At 66.5% G+C, this 15772-nt stretch carries 12 protein-coding genes; 4 read left to right on the top strand and 8 right to left on the bottom strand.

The genetic code is table 11. The features are described 5' to 3' along the window. Positions 1–11: 11 nt before the first annotated feature. The 3 genes from ACVZTU_RS01760 to ACVZTU_RS01750 form a co-directional block, all read right to left on the bottom strand. A complete protein-coding gene (locus ACVZTU_RS01760) occupies positions 12–347 on the bottom strand; it encodes a HepT-like ribonuclease domain-containing protein (RefSeq protein WP_218973660.1) in 336 nt (111 codons plus the stop codon). 59 nt (positions 348–406) lie between these two features. Then, positions 407–877 (bottom strand): helix-turn-helix domain-containing protein, encoded by a 471-nt coding sequence (locus ACVZTU_RS01755; RefSeq protein WP_139469487.1) that lies wholly within the window; start codon positions 875–877, stop codon positions 407–409. Between the two features lie 120 nt (positions 878–997). Continuing rightward, the gene (locus ACVZTU_RS01750) at positions 998–2473 is read right to left on the bottom strand and encodes an SLC13 family permease (RefSeq protein ID WP_139469488.1); all 1476 of its coding nucleotides are present in this window, start codon (positions 2471–2473) and stop codon (positions 998–1000) included. A 407-nt stretch (positions 2474–2880) separates the two neighbouring features. Between ACVZTU_RS01750 and ACVZTU_RS01745 the strand changes: the two genes are divergently transcribed. From ACVZTU_RS01745 to ACVZTU_RS01730, 4 genes are all read left to right on the top strand, one after another. After that, positions 2881–4044 carry a pyridoxal-phosphate-dependent aminotransferase family protein gene (locus tag ACVZTU_RS01745; protein WP_482401245.1) on the top strand — a complete coding sequence of 388 codons (1164 nt, stop codon included), beginning with the start codon at positions 2881–2883 and terminating at the stop codon, positions 4042–4044. A 7-nt stretch (positions 4045–4051) separates the two neighbouring features. Further along, complete coding sequence (locus ACVZTU_RS01740) at positions 4052–7006, top strand: FAD-binding and (Fe-S)-binding domain-containing protein (protein WP_482401244.1); 2955 nt, start codon at positions 4052–4054, stop codon at positions 7004–7006. An 89-nt stretch (positions 7007–7095) separates the two neighbouring features. After that, positions 7096–8325, top strand: a complete 1230-nt coding sequence (locus ACVZTU_RS01735; RefSeq protein WP_482401243.1) for a CaiB/BaiF CoA transferase family protein — start codon at positions 7096–7098, stop codon at positions 8323–8325. Next, positions 8322–9086 (top strand): enoyl-CoA hydratase, encoded by a 765-nt coding sequence (locus tag ACVZTU_RS01730; RefSeq protein ID WP_482401242.1) that lies wholly within the window; start codon positions 8322–8324, stop codon positions 9084–9086. Before ACVZTU_RS01735 ends, ACVZTU_RS01730 begins: the two co-directional genes overlap by 4 nt. A 19-nt stretch (positions 9087–9105) precedes the next feature. Here the strand turns inward: ACVZTU_RS01730 and ACVZTU_RS01725 are convergent, their stop codons facing one another. From ACVZTU_RS01725 to ACVZTU_RS01705, 5 genes are all read right to left on the bottom strand, one after another. Continuing rightward, positions 9106–9846: an ABC transporter ATP-binding protein gene (locus ACVZTU_RS01725; RefSeq protein WP_482401241.1), complete on the bottom strand. Its 741-nt coding sequence runs from the start codon at positions 9844–9846 to the stop codon at positions 9106–9108. A gap of 170 nt (positions 9847–10016) precedes the next feature. After that, positions 10017–11081, bottom strand: coding sequence for a FecCD family ABC transporter permease (locus tag ACVZTU_RS01720; protein ID WP_482401240.1), 1065 nt, complete (start codon positions 11079–11081; stop codon positions 10017–10019). Then, positions 11068–12075 (bottom strand): ABC transporter substrate-binding protein, encoded by a 1008-nt coding sequence (locus tag ACVZTU_RS01715; protein ID WP_482401239.1) that lies wholly within the window; start codon positions 12073–12075, stop codon positions 11068–11070. The genes ACVZTU_RS01720 and ACVZTU_RS01715 overlap by 14 nt, the downstream gene beginning before the upstream one ends. Then, positions 12072–13952, bottom strand: coding sequence for an ABC transporter ATP-binding protein (locus ACVZTU_RS01710; RefSeq protein ID WP_482401238.1), 1881 nt, complete (start codon positions 13950–13952; stop codon positions 12072–12074). Before ACVZTU_RS01710 ends, ACVZTU_RS01715 begins: the two co-directional genes overlap by 4 nt. Further along, the gene (locus ACVZTU_RS01705) at positions 13949–15760 is read right to left on the bottom strand and encodes an ABC transporter ATP-binding protein/permease (RefSeq protein WP_482401237.1); all 1812 of its coding nucleotides are present in this window, start codon (positions 15758–15760) and stop codon (positions 13949–13951) included. Before ACVZTU_RS01705 ends, ACVZTU_RS01710 begins: the two co-directional genes overlap by 4 nt. Positions 15761–15772: the final 12 nt, after the last annotated feature.

Raw genomic sequence — 15772 nt, 5'->3', positions numbered from 1 at the left:
GCGACGCCGTTTCACTCTTCGGAGCTCAGCAGCCTCTCGATAAGTTCCGGCACACGTTTTGTCACCGTGTCCCAGAAGCGGTCATCATCCATCGACGCGTAGCCCGCGTGAGCAACGATATTCCGGGTCGCTCTGATGCTGAGGACTTCATCTTTCGTCAGCAGCTTCATCCAGATCGCGAACTCAGCCCGCTCGGTCAGTGACGCGAGGCGAATGATTGCGATGCCGGCGATATCGTAGGAAGCGGTTCCGTCCGAAAACTCTTCGCGGGCAGTCGCGGCCACCGATTGCGTGCGTCGCAGAATCGCCCTCAACTCGGTACGGATGTTCGCCCGGTCAAAGTCCACGTCCGTCTTCTCCCGCCGCGGGGGCCGGCGATACGTGCCTCGATGAGGTTCCGATGGGTTCATACCGGCACGGCCTCTCGCATTGCTTGCCACCCGGGTGGGATCGGACCATCATCGACAACGACATCTGCGGGGAAGCCGGTGATCTGTCGGACCCGCTCTCCGAAAAGCGCGAGATCGAACAGGTCGACTTCCTCATCCGCAGTGACGAGGAAATCGATGTCACTGTTGAAACCATCGTCGCCGCGGGCCACCGAGCCGAACACCCTCAGATTCCTCAGGCCCAGGCGGTCAGCTTCGTCACGAATTCGTTCAAATGCCATCTCGAGGGCAAGTGAGGGTCGGTAGTCTGCCGCTTTCAATACGCGTTCGAGCATCTCAGAGGAGACGTTCCGCTTGCCCGATTCTATTTGGGCCAGGCTGGACTGACTCAGGCCGGCGCGCCGGGCCAACTCGGTCTGTGTGATTCCCAGATCGAGACGCGCTTCGCGAATGAGTTCGCCCGGATTATCCGATTGGAACCGTCCCATACATTCAAATATAGCCCCGTGCAATAATGAACACCATAGGCACAGACATTTCCAACCCATCGCCGATTCGCGTTGAAAGCCTTTGACGTTCCACCCCCGACCCCGGGACTGGATCCTTCATCACCACCCGGGGACGACGAAGATCAGCCAGGTGACGATCGGTGCGATGACGACCATCGAGAAGCCCCACACCATGAGCTGCTTGAACACCCTGTCACGCTGGTCCTCCGGCGAGTTCGCCACGACGAGCGCTCCAGAAGTCGAGAACGGTGAGGAATCGACCACCGAGGACGAGATCGCCAGTGCGATGATCAGGCCGATCTCGCTCACACTTCCAGTGAGCAGGAACGGCACTGCCAGAGGAATGAGAGCACCGAGGATGCCCGTCGTCGACGCGAATGCAGAGACGACTGCGCCGATGAAACAGATGATCAGGGCCGCGAACAGCGGAGCTCCCATGCCGGCGACCTGCCCGCCGAGCCAATCGATCGTGCCCAGACGCTCCATGAGTTCGACATAGGTGACGATGCCGCAGATGAGGAGGACGGTCGGCCACGCAATCTTGCTCACCGCACCTTTGCTGATGCGGGGAGAGAAGAACGAAATGACGACGGCGATGCTGATCGCGGTGAAGCCGACGTCCTGATTGAGCGGGGGCACGACCATGACCGCGAGAACGATAAGTCCGACAAGTGTGACGATGCGGTTGAGATCGAGAGTGGTGACTTCGACATCCTCGTCGGTGTCTTTGACCATCGTCGTCTGGACCGATCGTCGAGCCGCCCTCCGCTCGGGGTCGTGATACGGCGCGGGCGAGCCGCCCGATCCGCTGCCAGAACTGCCCACCCCGGCACCGCTTGAGCCGGACGTACCCGAGCTGCCGCTGCCACCGGTGCCGCTGCCGGAATCGGCGTCGTCGCCCTCGCCGGAGGTTCCGACGTTGACCAGTTCCCCGTCCTTGTCCTCGAGCCCATGCCCGAGGTCGCGCTTGCCCAGCAGCTCCCGCCCGCCGAAGAGGAAGAAGCAGACGAAGCCGAGAACGACGTTGAAGACGAAGGAGGCAAGGAAGAGCAGAAGAGGACTGCCCGGCAGGTCATTGCGCTCGACGACCTGGTTGGTGATCGTGCCGAAGATGCTCAACGGCGAGAATCCACCCGCCGTCGCACCGTTGATGACCATCAGCCCCATGAGCAACGGCCGAATGCCGTACCGACGAGAGAAACCCATCCCCATCGGCGCGATGATCGCGATGGCCGCCGGCACCACCGAGCCGAAGCCGGAGAGAAGCGCCGTGACGACGAAGAACACCCACGGGATGAGCGCTATTCGGCCGCCGACGGCTTTGACGAGAATATGGACGATCCAGTCGACCGTCCCGTTGTCCTTCGCCAACGCGAAGAGATAGGTCACGCCGACGAGGATGAGGAACAGATCCGCGGGGAAGCCAGACAGCAGAGTGTCGACGTCCTCTCCCAGAACAAAGGTCCCGAACAGGAAGGTCGCCATGAGCGCGAGCGCACCCATATGGACCGAAACAAAGGTGGCGATGACGAACAAAGCCACCAGGACGAGTATCGAAGCAATTTCCAAAGACACAATTCGCTCCTATGCGATGTGTTAATCAGTCGGAAACGACCCCATTGCCGCAACCGACATTCCACGATGTGGAAATCTTGCTGCTACTTTATGAAAGTCTGCCCCGAGGAATTCCAAACCGTCAAGACCCCGACTTCACTTTCCCGAATAACAGGAGCATGTATACCAACCCGTGGTTTCCACAGAACTTCATTCGGCACGAAACAGCACAGAACCCCACGTCAGAAGCCCAGAAGGAATGGAATACCGCAATCCGAACCGGGCAGAAAAGGCTCAACTCGACCGGCGAGCAGAATGCCACAAATCTCCGTTCCGAATCCTGGAAAAGGCATTTTTCTCTCGAAATCATTGTGGTAGCGTCAAATGAAAGTGATGTACCGCATCGTGGAATCAGAGAGGATTCTTCAATGACAATCAGCGGACGGCATTTCCTTCAGATCCCGGGACCCAGCAATGTTCCGGACAGCGTTCTCCACGCCATCTCCATGCCCACGATCGACCATCGCGGACCGGCATTCAAAGAACTCTTCAGCCATGTGCTCACAGGCATGGCCGACGTCTTCGGCACCTCGAACCAGGTCGTCATCTACCCGGCCACGGGAACCGGAGCCTGGGAAGCCGCACTGGTCAACACCCTCAACCCCGGCGATGAGATCCTCTGTTTCGAAACCGGGCATTTCTCTTCACTGTGGAAGACGATGGCCGAGAAATGGGGACTCAAACCCACAGTCATCGCCGGCGACTGGCGCACCGGCGCCGATCCGCAGAAGATCGGTGAGGCCCTCGCCGCCGACACCGATCATCGCTTCAAAGCCGTATGCGTCGTCCACAACGAGACCTCGACCGGCGTCACGAGCCGCATTCCCGAGATCCGCGCGGCCATCGACGCCGCAGACCACCCGGCCTTGTTCATGGTCGACACGATCTCTTCACTCGGTTCCGTCGACTACCGTCACGACGAGTGGCGCGTCGATGTCACCGTCTCCGGTTCACAGAAGGGCCTCATGCTCCCACCGGGACTGTCCTTCAACGCCGTGAGCGACAAGGCCTTGGAGGCCCACGAGTCCTCGACCCTGCCGAAGTCCGTCTGGAACTGGACGGAGATGCTCGCCGCCGGCAGAAACGGGATGACTCCCTACACCCCGAACACGAACATCCTCTACGGCCTCAAGGAATCCCTGCGGCTGCTCAACGAGGAAGGTCTCGACAACGTCTTCGCCCGACACATCCGCTTCGGTGAAGCGACCCGAGCCGCGGTCGAAGCCTGGGGCTTGGAAGTGCTGTGCACGAACGAGAGCGAATACTCCCCCGTGCTCACCGCCGTCGTCATGCCCGACGGGCACGACGCAGACGAATTGAGAAAGCTCATCCTCGACCGCTTCGACATGTCTCTGGGGGCGGGCCTGTCCAAACTCCAGGGGACGGTCTTCCGAATCGGCCACCTCGGCGATCTCAACGATCTCACCCTCGCCGGAACCCTCGCGGGCGTCCAGATGGGACTGCAGCTGGCGGGAGTGAAGGTCGACCCGGCAGGCCTCGGAGCCGCTCTCGACATCCTCCGCGAGAGCTGAGCTCACCATGAGCGCTGACACGACTGCTGACACGAACACGGACGTCACCGACGTCGTCACCGATCTCACCCGCAGCATCGAAGGCACCGTAGACACCTCGCCCCGCCGGCTGGCCGAATATGCCGTCGACGCCTCGAACTATCGGGTGGTCCCACAGGTCGTGGCCTTCCCGAAGTCCACGGCCGACGTCGTCACTATCCTCGATGTGGCCAGGTCGCAAAGTGTGCCCATCACCTCCCGCGGCGGCGGCACCTCACAGGCCGGCAACTCGATCGGAACCGGGATCGTCATCGACTTCTCCCGCCACCTCAACCACATCCTCGACATCGACCCGGTGGCGAAGACCGCCCGGGTCGAACCAGGTGTGCTCATGAGTGAGCTGCAGAAGGCCGGGAAACCACACGGGCTGACCTTCGGACCCGATCCCTCGACGAAGAACCGGGCGACGATCGCGGGCATGATCGGCAACAACTCCTGTGGACCGCACGCGATCTCAGCAGGGCGCACCGTCGACAACATCGTCGAGATGACGGCCATCGACGGCACCGGCCGCTCGTTCCTCGCCGGCGCCGGGCTCGATCCCATTCCCGGACTCGCCGAGGTGGCCGGCCGTCACCTCGGAGCCATCCGCACCGAGTTCGGCCGGTTCAGCCGCCAGGCCTCGGCGTATGCGATGGAGCATCTGCTCCCTGAGAACGGCCCGAACCTCGCGAAGTTTCTCGTCGGCAGCGAAGGCACACTGTCGACGATCACCGAGGCGGTCGTCAACCTCGGCGATCTTCCGAACTCACCCACAGTACTCGTCCTCGGCTACCCGGACATGTTCGAAGCCGCCGATGCCGTCCCCCGGGTCCTGCCCCACGGCCCGCTCGCCGTCGAAGGCATCGACTCGCGGCTCATGGACATGGTCCGCAACCACAAGGGCAAGGACGCCGTCCCCGAACTGCCGGCGGGCAAGGGCTGGTTGCTCATCGAGGTCGCCGGCGCCACCGCGGACGAAGCCGTCGCGAATGCCCAGGTCATCGCCGCCGATGCCGGCACCGATCACTTCCGCATCCTGCCCGCCGGCAATGAAGCGAGCACCCTGTGGGGCATCCGCGCCGACGCCGGCGGTCTGGCCGGACGCACCGAAGACGGCGACCCCGCCTGGACCGGATGGGAGGACGCCTCGGTTCCGCCCGAGGTGCTCGGCGACTACCTGCGGGACCAGGACAATCTGATGGCCTCCTACGGAATCCGCGGCCTGCCCTACGGTCATTTCGGTGACGGCTGCGTGCACATGCGCACGGACTTCCCCTTCGACCGCCCCGACGGCATCGACGTCTTCCACGACTTCGTCATGGAGGCCGGGCGACTCGTCACGAAATACGGCGGATCCGCCTCCGGCGAGCACGGCGATGGGCGAGCCAGGTCCGAACTCCTCAGTCTTCAGCACTCGGACGAGGCGATCGCCGCCCTCGGCGAGGTCAAACGGCTCTTCGACCCGAACAGCCTGCTCAATCCGGGCATCATCGTCGACCCGCTGCCGATCATCTCCGACCTGCGCAGGCCGCAGTCGATCTCGATCGGCACGGCCGGCGGTTTCTCCTTCGCGCACGACAAAGGCAGCTTCACGAACTCCGTCCACCGCTGCGTGGGCGTCGGCAAATGCCGTGCCGACACCTCCGGGTCCGGCGGCTTCATGTGCCCGTCGTATCTGGCGACGAAAGATGAGAAGGACTCCACCCGCGGTCGCGCCCGGGTCCTCCAAGAGGTGACCAACGGAGGCCTGATCAACGCATTCGACAGCGCCGAGGTGGCCGAGTCCCTCGACTTGTGCCTGAGCTGCAAGGCCTGTTCGTCCGACTGTCCGGCCGGAGTCGACATGGCCCAGTACAAGTCAGAGGTGCTCCACCGCACCTATCGCGGCAGGCTCCGTCCCCTCGCGCACTATTCGCTCGGCTGGCTGCCCACCTGGGGCCGTCTGCTCACGGCGGTGCCCGGGGTCAGTGCTTTGGCGAACGCGGCGCTGGGGTTCCGTCCCCTGGCTAAGCTCGTCCTGACCGGCGGCGGCATGGACCCCCGCCGGAAGATGGTCCGGTTCAACGATCGCCGGTTCTCCCGCTGGGCGAAGTCCCGCATCTCCCCCGCCGAGGCGTGCGGTGCCTCAGCTGCGGATCGCGACGCCCTCGTCGCCGACGAATACGTGAGCACTACCTCGGCGAGCAAGAAACAGGTCCTGCTGTGGGCGGATTCGTTCACCGAATACCTCTCTGATGCCGGGGCCAGGACGGCCGTCGACCTGCTGGAATCGACCGGATTCGAGATCCTCCTGCCGGCTCAGCAGGCCTGCTGCGGGCTCACGCTCATCTCCACGGGTCAGCTCGACGCAGCGAAGCGGAAGCTCGAATCGACGATGGAGATCCTCGATCCCTACGCCCGGAAGGGCATTCCGATCGTCGGCATCGAACCGAGCTGCACCGCGGTGCTGCGCAGCGACCTCGGCGATCTGTTCCCCGATGACGAACGGGCCCGACGGATCGCGGCCGCCACCTCGACGCTGGCCGAGGTCCTCGTCGACGCGCAGGTCGACGTCCCCGATCTCACGGGACGCACCGTCGTCGTCCAACCGCACTGCCACCAGCATTCGGTCATGGGCTTCACCGCGGACCGGGCGCTCCTCGAGCGCACGGGCGCGACGGTGCGCGAACTTGCCGGCTGCTGCGGTCTGGCCGGGAACTTCGGTATGGAGGCCGGCCATTACGAGACTTCGGTGGCGGTGGCCGAGAACGCTCTGCTGCCGACCCTGCGGGATGCGCCGGCGGATTCGATCTACCTGGCCGACGGGTTCTCCTGCCGCACTCAGGCGGCGGACCTCGCGAACGTGAACGGCATGACGCTTCCGCAGCTGCTCACCGGCGAGGCGTCGAAGCCCGGGCATTCGGCCCGCGCCTCCCGCCTGCCCGAAGCCGCCGATGCATGAACCGCTCGGCACTTCGAACCGACGCAGATACCGCCGAACCGACACCGCCGAACCGACCGACCAACGAGAATGCAGTCAGAGAGGACGCAATGAGTGACGACTCAGCACCAGGACCGCTGTCGGGGGTGACCGTGCTCGAGCTCGGCGTGTTCATCGCCGGGCCGTATGCGACGATGCAGCTAGCCGATATGGGCGCCCGCGTCATCAAGATCGAACCGCCGGGCGGCGATCCGATGCGCGCTGCGGGGCCCTTCGTCGACGGCGAATCGAGCCCGTTCCTCCGGCTCAACCGCAACAAGGAGTCGATCGTCCTCGACCTCAAATCCGACGCAGGCCGAGCAGGCCTGCACTCCCTGCTCGCCGAGGCGGATGTCCTCGTGGAGAACATGCGACCCGGGGCGCTGACAAAGATGGGCTTGGGATACGAGGACCTGCGCAAGGGCCATCCCGATCTCATCTACGCCTCCGCCTCGGGCTGGGGACAGGACGGGCCGCTGGCTCCCCTGGCCGGCCTCGACATCATGGCGCAGGCCCGATCGGGGCTGATGAGCATCACCGGATTCCCCGATCAGCCGCCCGCGAAGGTCGGAGTGCCGATCTCCGATCTCTCGACCGCTCTCTACGTCGCGCTCGGCATCGTCTCCGCCCTCTATGAGCGGCGCGAGTCCGGGCAGGGCCAGTACCTCGACGTTTCCCTCTTCGAGTCGGCCGTGTCCCTGGCTGTGTGGGAGGCCGGCGGGTACTTCGGTGCCGGGACGGTGAGTCGGCCGAACGGTTCGGCTCATCAGGCGCAGGCACCGTATCAGGCGATCGAGGTCGGCGACGGCTTCGTCACCATCGGTGCGAACACTCCGGCCACGTGGACGCGGTTCTGCTCGGCCTTCGACCTCGCCGATCTCGAGCATCACCCGAAGTACGCCGAACCCGCTCTGCGGTTCGCCAACCGAGAGGCCCTCATCGCCGTCATCGAGGATCGGCTGCGCGGGCGCACCATCGCGGAGGTGGTCGAGGAGATGAATCGCGTGGGTGTCCCGGCCGCACCGATCAACGACTACGAGCAGGTCTTCACCGACGCTCACCTGCAGCAGCGGAACTTCTTCTGGGCCTCCCAACACCCCCGCCTCGGCGAGGTGACGCAGCTGGGCAATCCGATGCGCTTCTCCCGTTCGCAGCTGACCCACGGTCCGGCCGGACCGTCGCTCGGTGCGGACACCGACCGGGTGCTCGCGGAGTTCGCGGGCAATACCGGGACGGCCGGGTCCGACTCGGACTCCGCCCCTGCCGGAACCGACACCATCACCGAGGAGGTCCGGTCATGAGCGACGATGTTCTCACCGAGGTCGTCGGACGCACCCTGCGCGTCACGTTCAACCGTCCCGAGGCGCGCAACGCGATGACGTTCGAGATGTACCAGAAGCTCGCCGAGGCGGCCGCCCAGGTCGACGCGGACCCGCAGCTGCGTGCCCTCGTCCTCCGTGGAGCCGGGGGTCGGGCCTTCGTGGCCGGCACGGATATTGCGCAGTTCCGGGGGTTCACCGGTGAGGACGGAGTCGCGTACGAGCAGCGCATCGACGAGGTGCTCGGGGCTCTGGCCACGGTCGACAAACCGGTCATCGCCGTCATCGACGGCCACTGTGTGGGCGGAGGTCTGGGGATCGCGTGCTGCGCGGATGTGCGGATCGGATCGGCCGCCTCGGCGTTCTCCGTTCCCATCGCGCGCACCTTGGGCAACACTCTCTCGGCGAACACGCTGCGCCGGTTGGTCCGGGCGTTCGGGGAACCGCGGACGGCGTCGATGCTGATCACCGCGCGGAAGGTCGACGCGCAGGAGGCGCTGGCCTCTGGGTTCCTCACCGCGGTCGCAGAGGATCTCGACGCCGAGGCCGAAGCTCTCATCGACCGGGTCGTCTCTGGAGCACCGCTGACGCAGTGGGCGATCAAGGAGAATCTCCGTCGGCTGGCTGTCGGTGGGCCCGTCGACGATGCGGATGTCGTCTCAAAGGTCTACGGCAGCCGGGACTTCTCGAACGCCGTCGAAGGATTCCTCACCAAGACCCCGGTGGAGTGGGAGGGCCGGTAAAGCCGACGGCGGAGGAGCATCACCGACGCCCCAGATCGACGAAATGTCGCACGGGGTGGTCGACGATCGCCCCTCTGACAGAGAAGACGTCCCTGATGCGGGCCCCGTCCAGAGTCTGAGTAACCGGCCCATGTGCAACTAGTCGCCCTTTGTCGAGCACCATGACGTCATCGCAGCGGAACGCGAAATCGAGGTCGTGGACTGACACGAGCGCCGTCAGTCCGCTCGCCCGGATCGCTGCCAGGAGGTCGTGCCGGTGGACGAGATCAAGATGATTCGTCGGTTCGTCCATGACGAGCAGGCGAGGACGACCGACGAGCGCCCGTGCGAGGAAGATCCGCTGCCTCTCCCCACCGGAGAACGCCTCCATCGGTTCGTGCCCACGCTCGGCCAGTCCCACCTCGGCGAGGGCGGACAGAGCCCGCGACGCCGTCGACCCTCTGTCGGGCAGGCTGCCCCTACCGTTCACGCCGGGCCGGACAGCCGGACCGGCCCCGCCGGGCAGAGCCATCGCCACGGTCTCAGCTGCGGTGAAGCCGAACGCGCTCGTCGAATGCTGCAGCACCGTTCCGACCATCCGCGCCGTCTCCCGCGGCGAAAGTGACCACACATCATCGTCATCGATCCGCACCGTTCCCGCAACCGGTCGCAGCGACCGGTAGACCGCGCGCAGCAGACTCGTCTTCCCACTGCCGTTCGGACCGATGAGCGCACAGACCCGGCCGGGCGCCACCTCAGCGGTGAGATCGGGAATGATCATCCGACGTCCCACCCTCACGCCGAGGTTCTCCAACCTCAGTCTCGCCGGCTGACCGGAATCGCCCGCCGAATCCCGGCTGCCCGCCGATTCCCGACGGTCTGCCGATTCCCGAAAACCCACCGGCACCCGACCATGTGCCGAGTCTCCTCCGCACCTCGGGCCACCGGCCGTCATCCGACCCTCCGCGACCGGACGAGGAGGACCGCGAACACCGGAGCACCGATCACCGAGGTGACCACGCCGATCGGCAGCTCCGCGGGAGCCGCGACGAGGCGGGCGAGGATGTCGCACCAGACGAGGAAGCCGGCACCGGCGAGCAGTGACAGCGGCAGCAGCCCTGCGTGAGCGGGCCCGCGGACGAGGCGGACGAGGTGCGGCAGCATGAGTCCGACGAAGCCGATCCCGCCGCTGACGGCCACACTCACCCCTGTAGTCAGGGACGCCACCGTGAGCAGCTCGATCCGCAGACCGCGCGGCGAGAATCCGAGGATCTGTGCGGTCTCTTCCCCCTGCGACAGCGCATCCATCGCCGAGGCGCGCCACAGCAGCCATCCGGTGCCGACGACCAGCGCGGCCGCGGGCAGTCCGAGACGCGGCCAGTCGGCGGCACCGAGACTGCCGACGAGCCAGAACATCACCGACTGCGCGGCCTGCGGACGGTCGGCCGTGAGTACGAAGTAGCTGGTGAGCCCGCTGAAGAGGTAGGAAACCGCGACGCCTGACAGCAACAGCCGCGCAGTCGTCAGACTCGCCCTGCCCGCCGTCGCCAGCACCAAGACGATGACCATCGCAACGCAGGCTCCGATGAACGCCGCCACCTGCAGGCCGAACCCTCCGGCAGCGATCCCGAGCAGCATGGACGCGGCCGCGGCGAGCCCCGCCCCGGAGGAGACCCCGAGCACGTACGGATCGGCGAGCGGATTGCCGACAAGTGCCTGCAGGGCAGCTCCTGAGACCGCAAGCGAGGCGCCGACGAGTGCGGCCAGCAGCGCCCGGGGCAGACGCACGTCCCAGACGAGGAAGTCCGTGGTCGCCGCGACCGGCGGACCGATGCGCAGCCGGGCGGCGATGACCGCGATCACGTCCGAGACTCTCAGGTCCGAGGCACCCAGCGCCACTGCCACCGCGATGCCCGAGGCCAGGACGGCGAGGAGGAGCATCACCAGCCACGCCGTCGGGATCCGGTGACGGCGCAGGACCGGGGCCGGGGCCTGTGCTGTCTCAGTCGAACGCACCGGAGTGGAGGCCTTCGGCGATTGCGCGGACGGTCTCGCCGAGGCGGATGCCCGGACCCATTCCTGCATCGTCGACGGCGACGGCACGCCCCTTCTTCGCCGCGGTCGTCGTCGGCAGCGTGGAGTTGAGGAGCTCGGCCTTGTCTTCGGCGCTCGGTCCCGGCGAGTACTGGAGGGTGATGAAGGCTTCGGGGTTGCGTTCGGCGGCGTTCTCCACCGATACCTGCTCGAAGCTCTGCCGCAGATCGGCGAACACGTTCTCTCCCCCGGCGGCCGCGATGATCGCCGAGCCGAGGCCGGCACCCTGCACGCCCAGAGGTCCTTCACCGTTGGAGTAGGCGAGGACGCTCACGGGATCCTCGTGGGCGACAGCCCTGGTCGTCTTCTCGACATCGGCGCGGACTTCGGCGGCCAGTTCCTTACCGCGCTCGGGCCGCCCGACCAGGGCGCCGAGGGTCTCGATGTCGTCGTAGACGGACTCGAGCGTCACGTTTGACTGGTCGTCCACGCAGTTCGCGGTGCTCCCCCAGATCTGGGCGCCGATGTCGTGGAGGTCCTCCTTCGTCGGGGTGCCCAACGATTCGTCGAACTCCTCGTTGAAATAGTTCGCCACGACCAGATCCGGCTCCGCGGCGAGGGTCTTCTCCTTCGGCGCGAAGTCCTCACCGGCGAGCGCCGGCACCGAATCGAAGTCCTCCTGGTACTCCTCGGGCACCTCGTTGAAGGTGCGGTACGTGCCGACCATCTGGTCGGCGGCTCCGAGGGCGAGCAGAATTTCGGTCGTCGTCTGCCCCGTCGAGACGATCCTCTCCGGCGGGGCGGCGAAGCTCAGCTCCTGCCCGCAGTTCTCCACGCTGATCGCCCCCGAGTTCGTCGCTTCGTCCGCGGCGTCGGCTGCGGTGGTGTTCGGGGTGCACGCAGCTGTGGCACCGGCGGCGATCATGATCGCCGCCCCCGCAGTCACGCCGCGGATCGTCATCCGTCGTCGGCTCATGTCTCTGTCTCTCCTTCGGTCGTGCCCTCGCCGGATGCGAGTGCGAAGTCTGGGTCGGCCTGCGGGGCCCGGTCATCGAGCAGCGCGCGCAGTCGGCTGTCGTCCCTGGCCAGCAGTTCGCCGGGGGTGCCGTCCTCGACGATGCGGCCGTCGTCGAGGACGATGACCCGGTCGGCTGCGGCGATGCCCGAGCGACGGTGGGTGATGGTCACGGTCGCTCGATCCGCCGAGGTGGCTCGCAGTCCCGCCCACAGCGCTGCGTCGGTCTCGGGGTCGAGTCCCGTCGTGGCCTCGTCGAGGACGAGCACCTCGGGTTCGCGCAGCAGCATCCGGGCGATCGCGATGCGCTGCCGCTCTCCCCCGGACAGGGAGGCTCCGTTCTCGTCGATGACGGTGTCGAGGCCCGCGGGCAGCCGGTCGATGAGGTCGGTCAGTCGGGCCATGTCGGCGGCCGCGAGGATCGACCCGTCACCGGCGCACGGGTCGCCGAGGCGCAGGTTCTCCCGCAGCGTGCCGTGGAGCAGATAGGTCTCCTGGGTGACGAGTCCGACCGTGTCCCTGATCGATTCCGGGTTGAGGTCCCGCAGGTCGGTGCCACCGAGGCGGATCGTTCCGTCGGTGGGGTCGAAGAACCGCACGAGCAGGGCGGCGCACGTGGATTTCCCTCCTCCCGACATTCCCGTCACGGCCACCGTCTCCCCACGGGAGACGGTGAAGCTCACCCCTTCGAGCACGAGGTCTCGCGCGGAAGGATCGGCCGCCTCGGCGGTGGTGGTCGGGTAGGCGAAGGTCACGTCGTCGAACTTCACCAGCTCATTGCGGCCGGTGAGGTCGACAGGCTTCGCCTGCGCGGGGGCCCGGACGATCGGATCCGCGGTGAGAACCTCGCTGACGCGCACGGCGCAGCCGAAGACCTCCCCCAGCTGCAGGCTGTTGGCGACGAACATCGCGAGCGGGCCGAGCACGGCCCCGGCGAGGACGATGACGAAGGGCACCACCTCGCCGGACAGTCGGCCGGCGGCAGTGAGCGATCCGGCGAGCGCGAGGACGGCGATGACTGCGGCCGCCTGAGTGAGGTCGCTGGTGGCAGCTTCGAGTCCGGAACGTCGACCATAGCGCAGTTTAGAGCTCAGCAGGCTGCGGTCGGCCTCGGCGATGCGTCGGGCGAACCCGGGAAGTCCGCCGGAGACGAGGAGGTCGCGCATTCCCTGGATGCCGTCGGTGGCGATGAGGTGCATCGCGGCGATGCTCTCGCGCAGTCGTGCGCCCTGCCGTCGGGCGAGGCGGCCGGCGACGAGCGGGACGAGAACGAGGACGAGCGCGGCGGTGAGCATGATGGCACCGAGTCCGGGGTCGAGTTGCCACATCACGGTGATGCCCGCTCCGGAGGCGATGAGTGTGGCGACGGCCAGGGGCACAATGTGGGCGTAGAGCCATTCGAGTCGCTCGGCCTCGGACATGATGAGTGTTGCCGCCTCTGAGCTTGGACGACGCATGAGATAGGCCGGAGACAGCCGGTTGACGGCTCGGTAGACCTCGACGCGGAGTTCGGCGACGATGCGGAAAGCGTAGACGTGGGACCACCAGTTCTCCAACCACCTCGCGAGGCCCACGAGGAGGGCGAGCGCACACAGTGCTGCGACCCAGGCCGCGACCGGTTCGGGGCGGTCGCCGGCGACCGTGCGACCGACGAGGTAGGCCCCGAGGCCGGCGACGACGGTGGCGCCGACCCGGGAGATCGTGGCGGCCAGCACCGAGGCGAGGAGCGGACCGGGGTGGGCGAGCATGAGCGGCGTCATCACCCGCAGGGCGCGGAGCACGTCCCCGGCGCGGATGACGTGATCGGACTGGTGGGCCGCACCGATGTCGCGATTCATTCTCGACCCCCTGTGCTCAGCGTGCTCAGCGCCGGTTCCGCGTGCACGCGCCCGTGGTCGACCGTGAGCACCCGATCGCAGTGGACGAGCGATTCGCGGCGGTGGGTGATCGTGATGATGGTGCGGACGTGCCCGTCAGCATTGAGGCTGGCCAGGATCGTCGCTTCCTTTGCATGTTCGACGCTGGCGGTCGCCTCGTCGAGGACGAGCACCGCGGGGTCGTGGACGAGAGCCCGGGCCACGGCGATGCGCTGCCGCTGCCCTCCGGAGAGGCCGCGACCCCATTCGCCGACGTCGGCGCCGAGCCCGCGAACGGCGATCTCGTCGTCGAGTCCGGCGCTGGCGGCGGCGGTGCGGATGGTCTCTTGTTCGCGTACGGTCAGTGCCTCCGCATCAGCGGCGGCCGCGGGATCGGGATTGAGACCGACGCCGAGGTTGTAGGCGAGAGTGCCGTTGAACAGGTGCGGGTGCTGGTGGACGACCCCGAATCGGGTGGCGATTGACTCTGTCTCCCGGACTGCAGATACTGGTGCCGCTGATACCGGTGCGACGGATCTAGGTGCAGCGGATTCTGGCGATGTGTGATCGTCTCCGCCGACGATGATCGATCCGGAGTCCGGGCGGAGTTCGCCGAGGAGGAGCGCGATGATCGTGGATTTCCCGGCTCCCGAGGGGCCGACGATCCCGAGGTGCTCTCCGGGTTCGATGACGAAGGAGACGTCGTCGAGTGCCGGGATCTCTGCTCCCGGGTAGGTGAAGCTCACGGCCGAGAATTCGATCCGCGGTGCACGGCCGGGGACAGCCACCTCGGCGAAGGTTGCATCCGCTGTTGCGGGGGTCGCATCCGCTGATGCGGTGGGCTGTGTGTCGGTGTCGCGGAGTTCGGCGATGGCACCGGCCGCGGAGAAGCCCATGTAGCTCTGGTGCCACAGTGCGGCCAGCGCAGAGAACGGGCGGAAGGACTCGCCGGTGAGGAAGAGGATGGTGAGCAGTCCCACGGTCGAGAGGCTGTCCGCGCGGATGATTGCTACAGCGATGGTCACGGCCGTGCCGATGCCCACGAGCAGTGAGCTCATGCTCGCGCCGATGAGGGAGACCCGCATCTGGGCCAGGGTGGCGCCGAGCAGGGATCGGCTGCGCCGCTGCAGTCGCTCGAACACGGTGGTCTCGGCTCGCAGTGTCTTCAACGTCGTGTTGCCCTGCATCGCTTCGAGGAAGTCGGCGTGCGCGCTGCGGTATTCGTCCCAGTGTGCGGTGCCGACGCGGGCGACGACGCGCTCCCAGAGTCGCGGCAGGATCGGCACGGCGCAGTGCCAGCCAAAGAGCACCACGGCGACGACAGGGTCAATGAGTCCGATCCAGACGACAGTGCCGAGCCCGGAGGCCAGCGCCACGGCGATCTGCGGCAGGTAGCGCGCATAGTAGGCTTCGAGACCTTCGACACCGTCGGTGAGGGCGGATTCGACCGTGGCGGTGCGTTCGCCGGTCAGCCAGCCGCGTCCTTTGCGGGAGGCGGCGTGGAAGAGGTTCTGCCGCAGTGTCGATTTGATGCGCAGTCCCGCGTATTGGGCGATGACATCGGAGGCCCAGATGAGACCGGCGCGGATGATGACGATGCCGACGATGAGGGCGACTCCGCCGCCGAGAGCGGCCAGCGGTGTGTGCGCGAGCAGGGATGCGACGATTCCGGCAAGGGCGATCGACTGGGCCGCCCAGAGAACTGCGATGGCGATGCCGACGCCGAGCATGCCGAGCATCGGTCGCCAGACGAGGAGGCTGAGCCGGGCGAGGGCGGGGCTGATCATCATCGGCCGACCCCC

The sequence above is a fragment of the Brevibacterium sp. OS20 genome (assembly GCF_056837565.1).
Note: the sequence above shows the minus strand (reverse complement) of the source record. Positions and strands in the feature narration are given on the sequence as shown.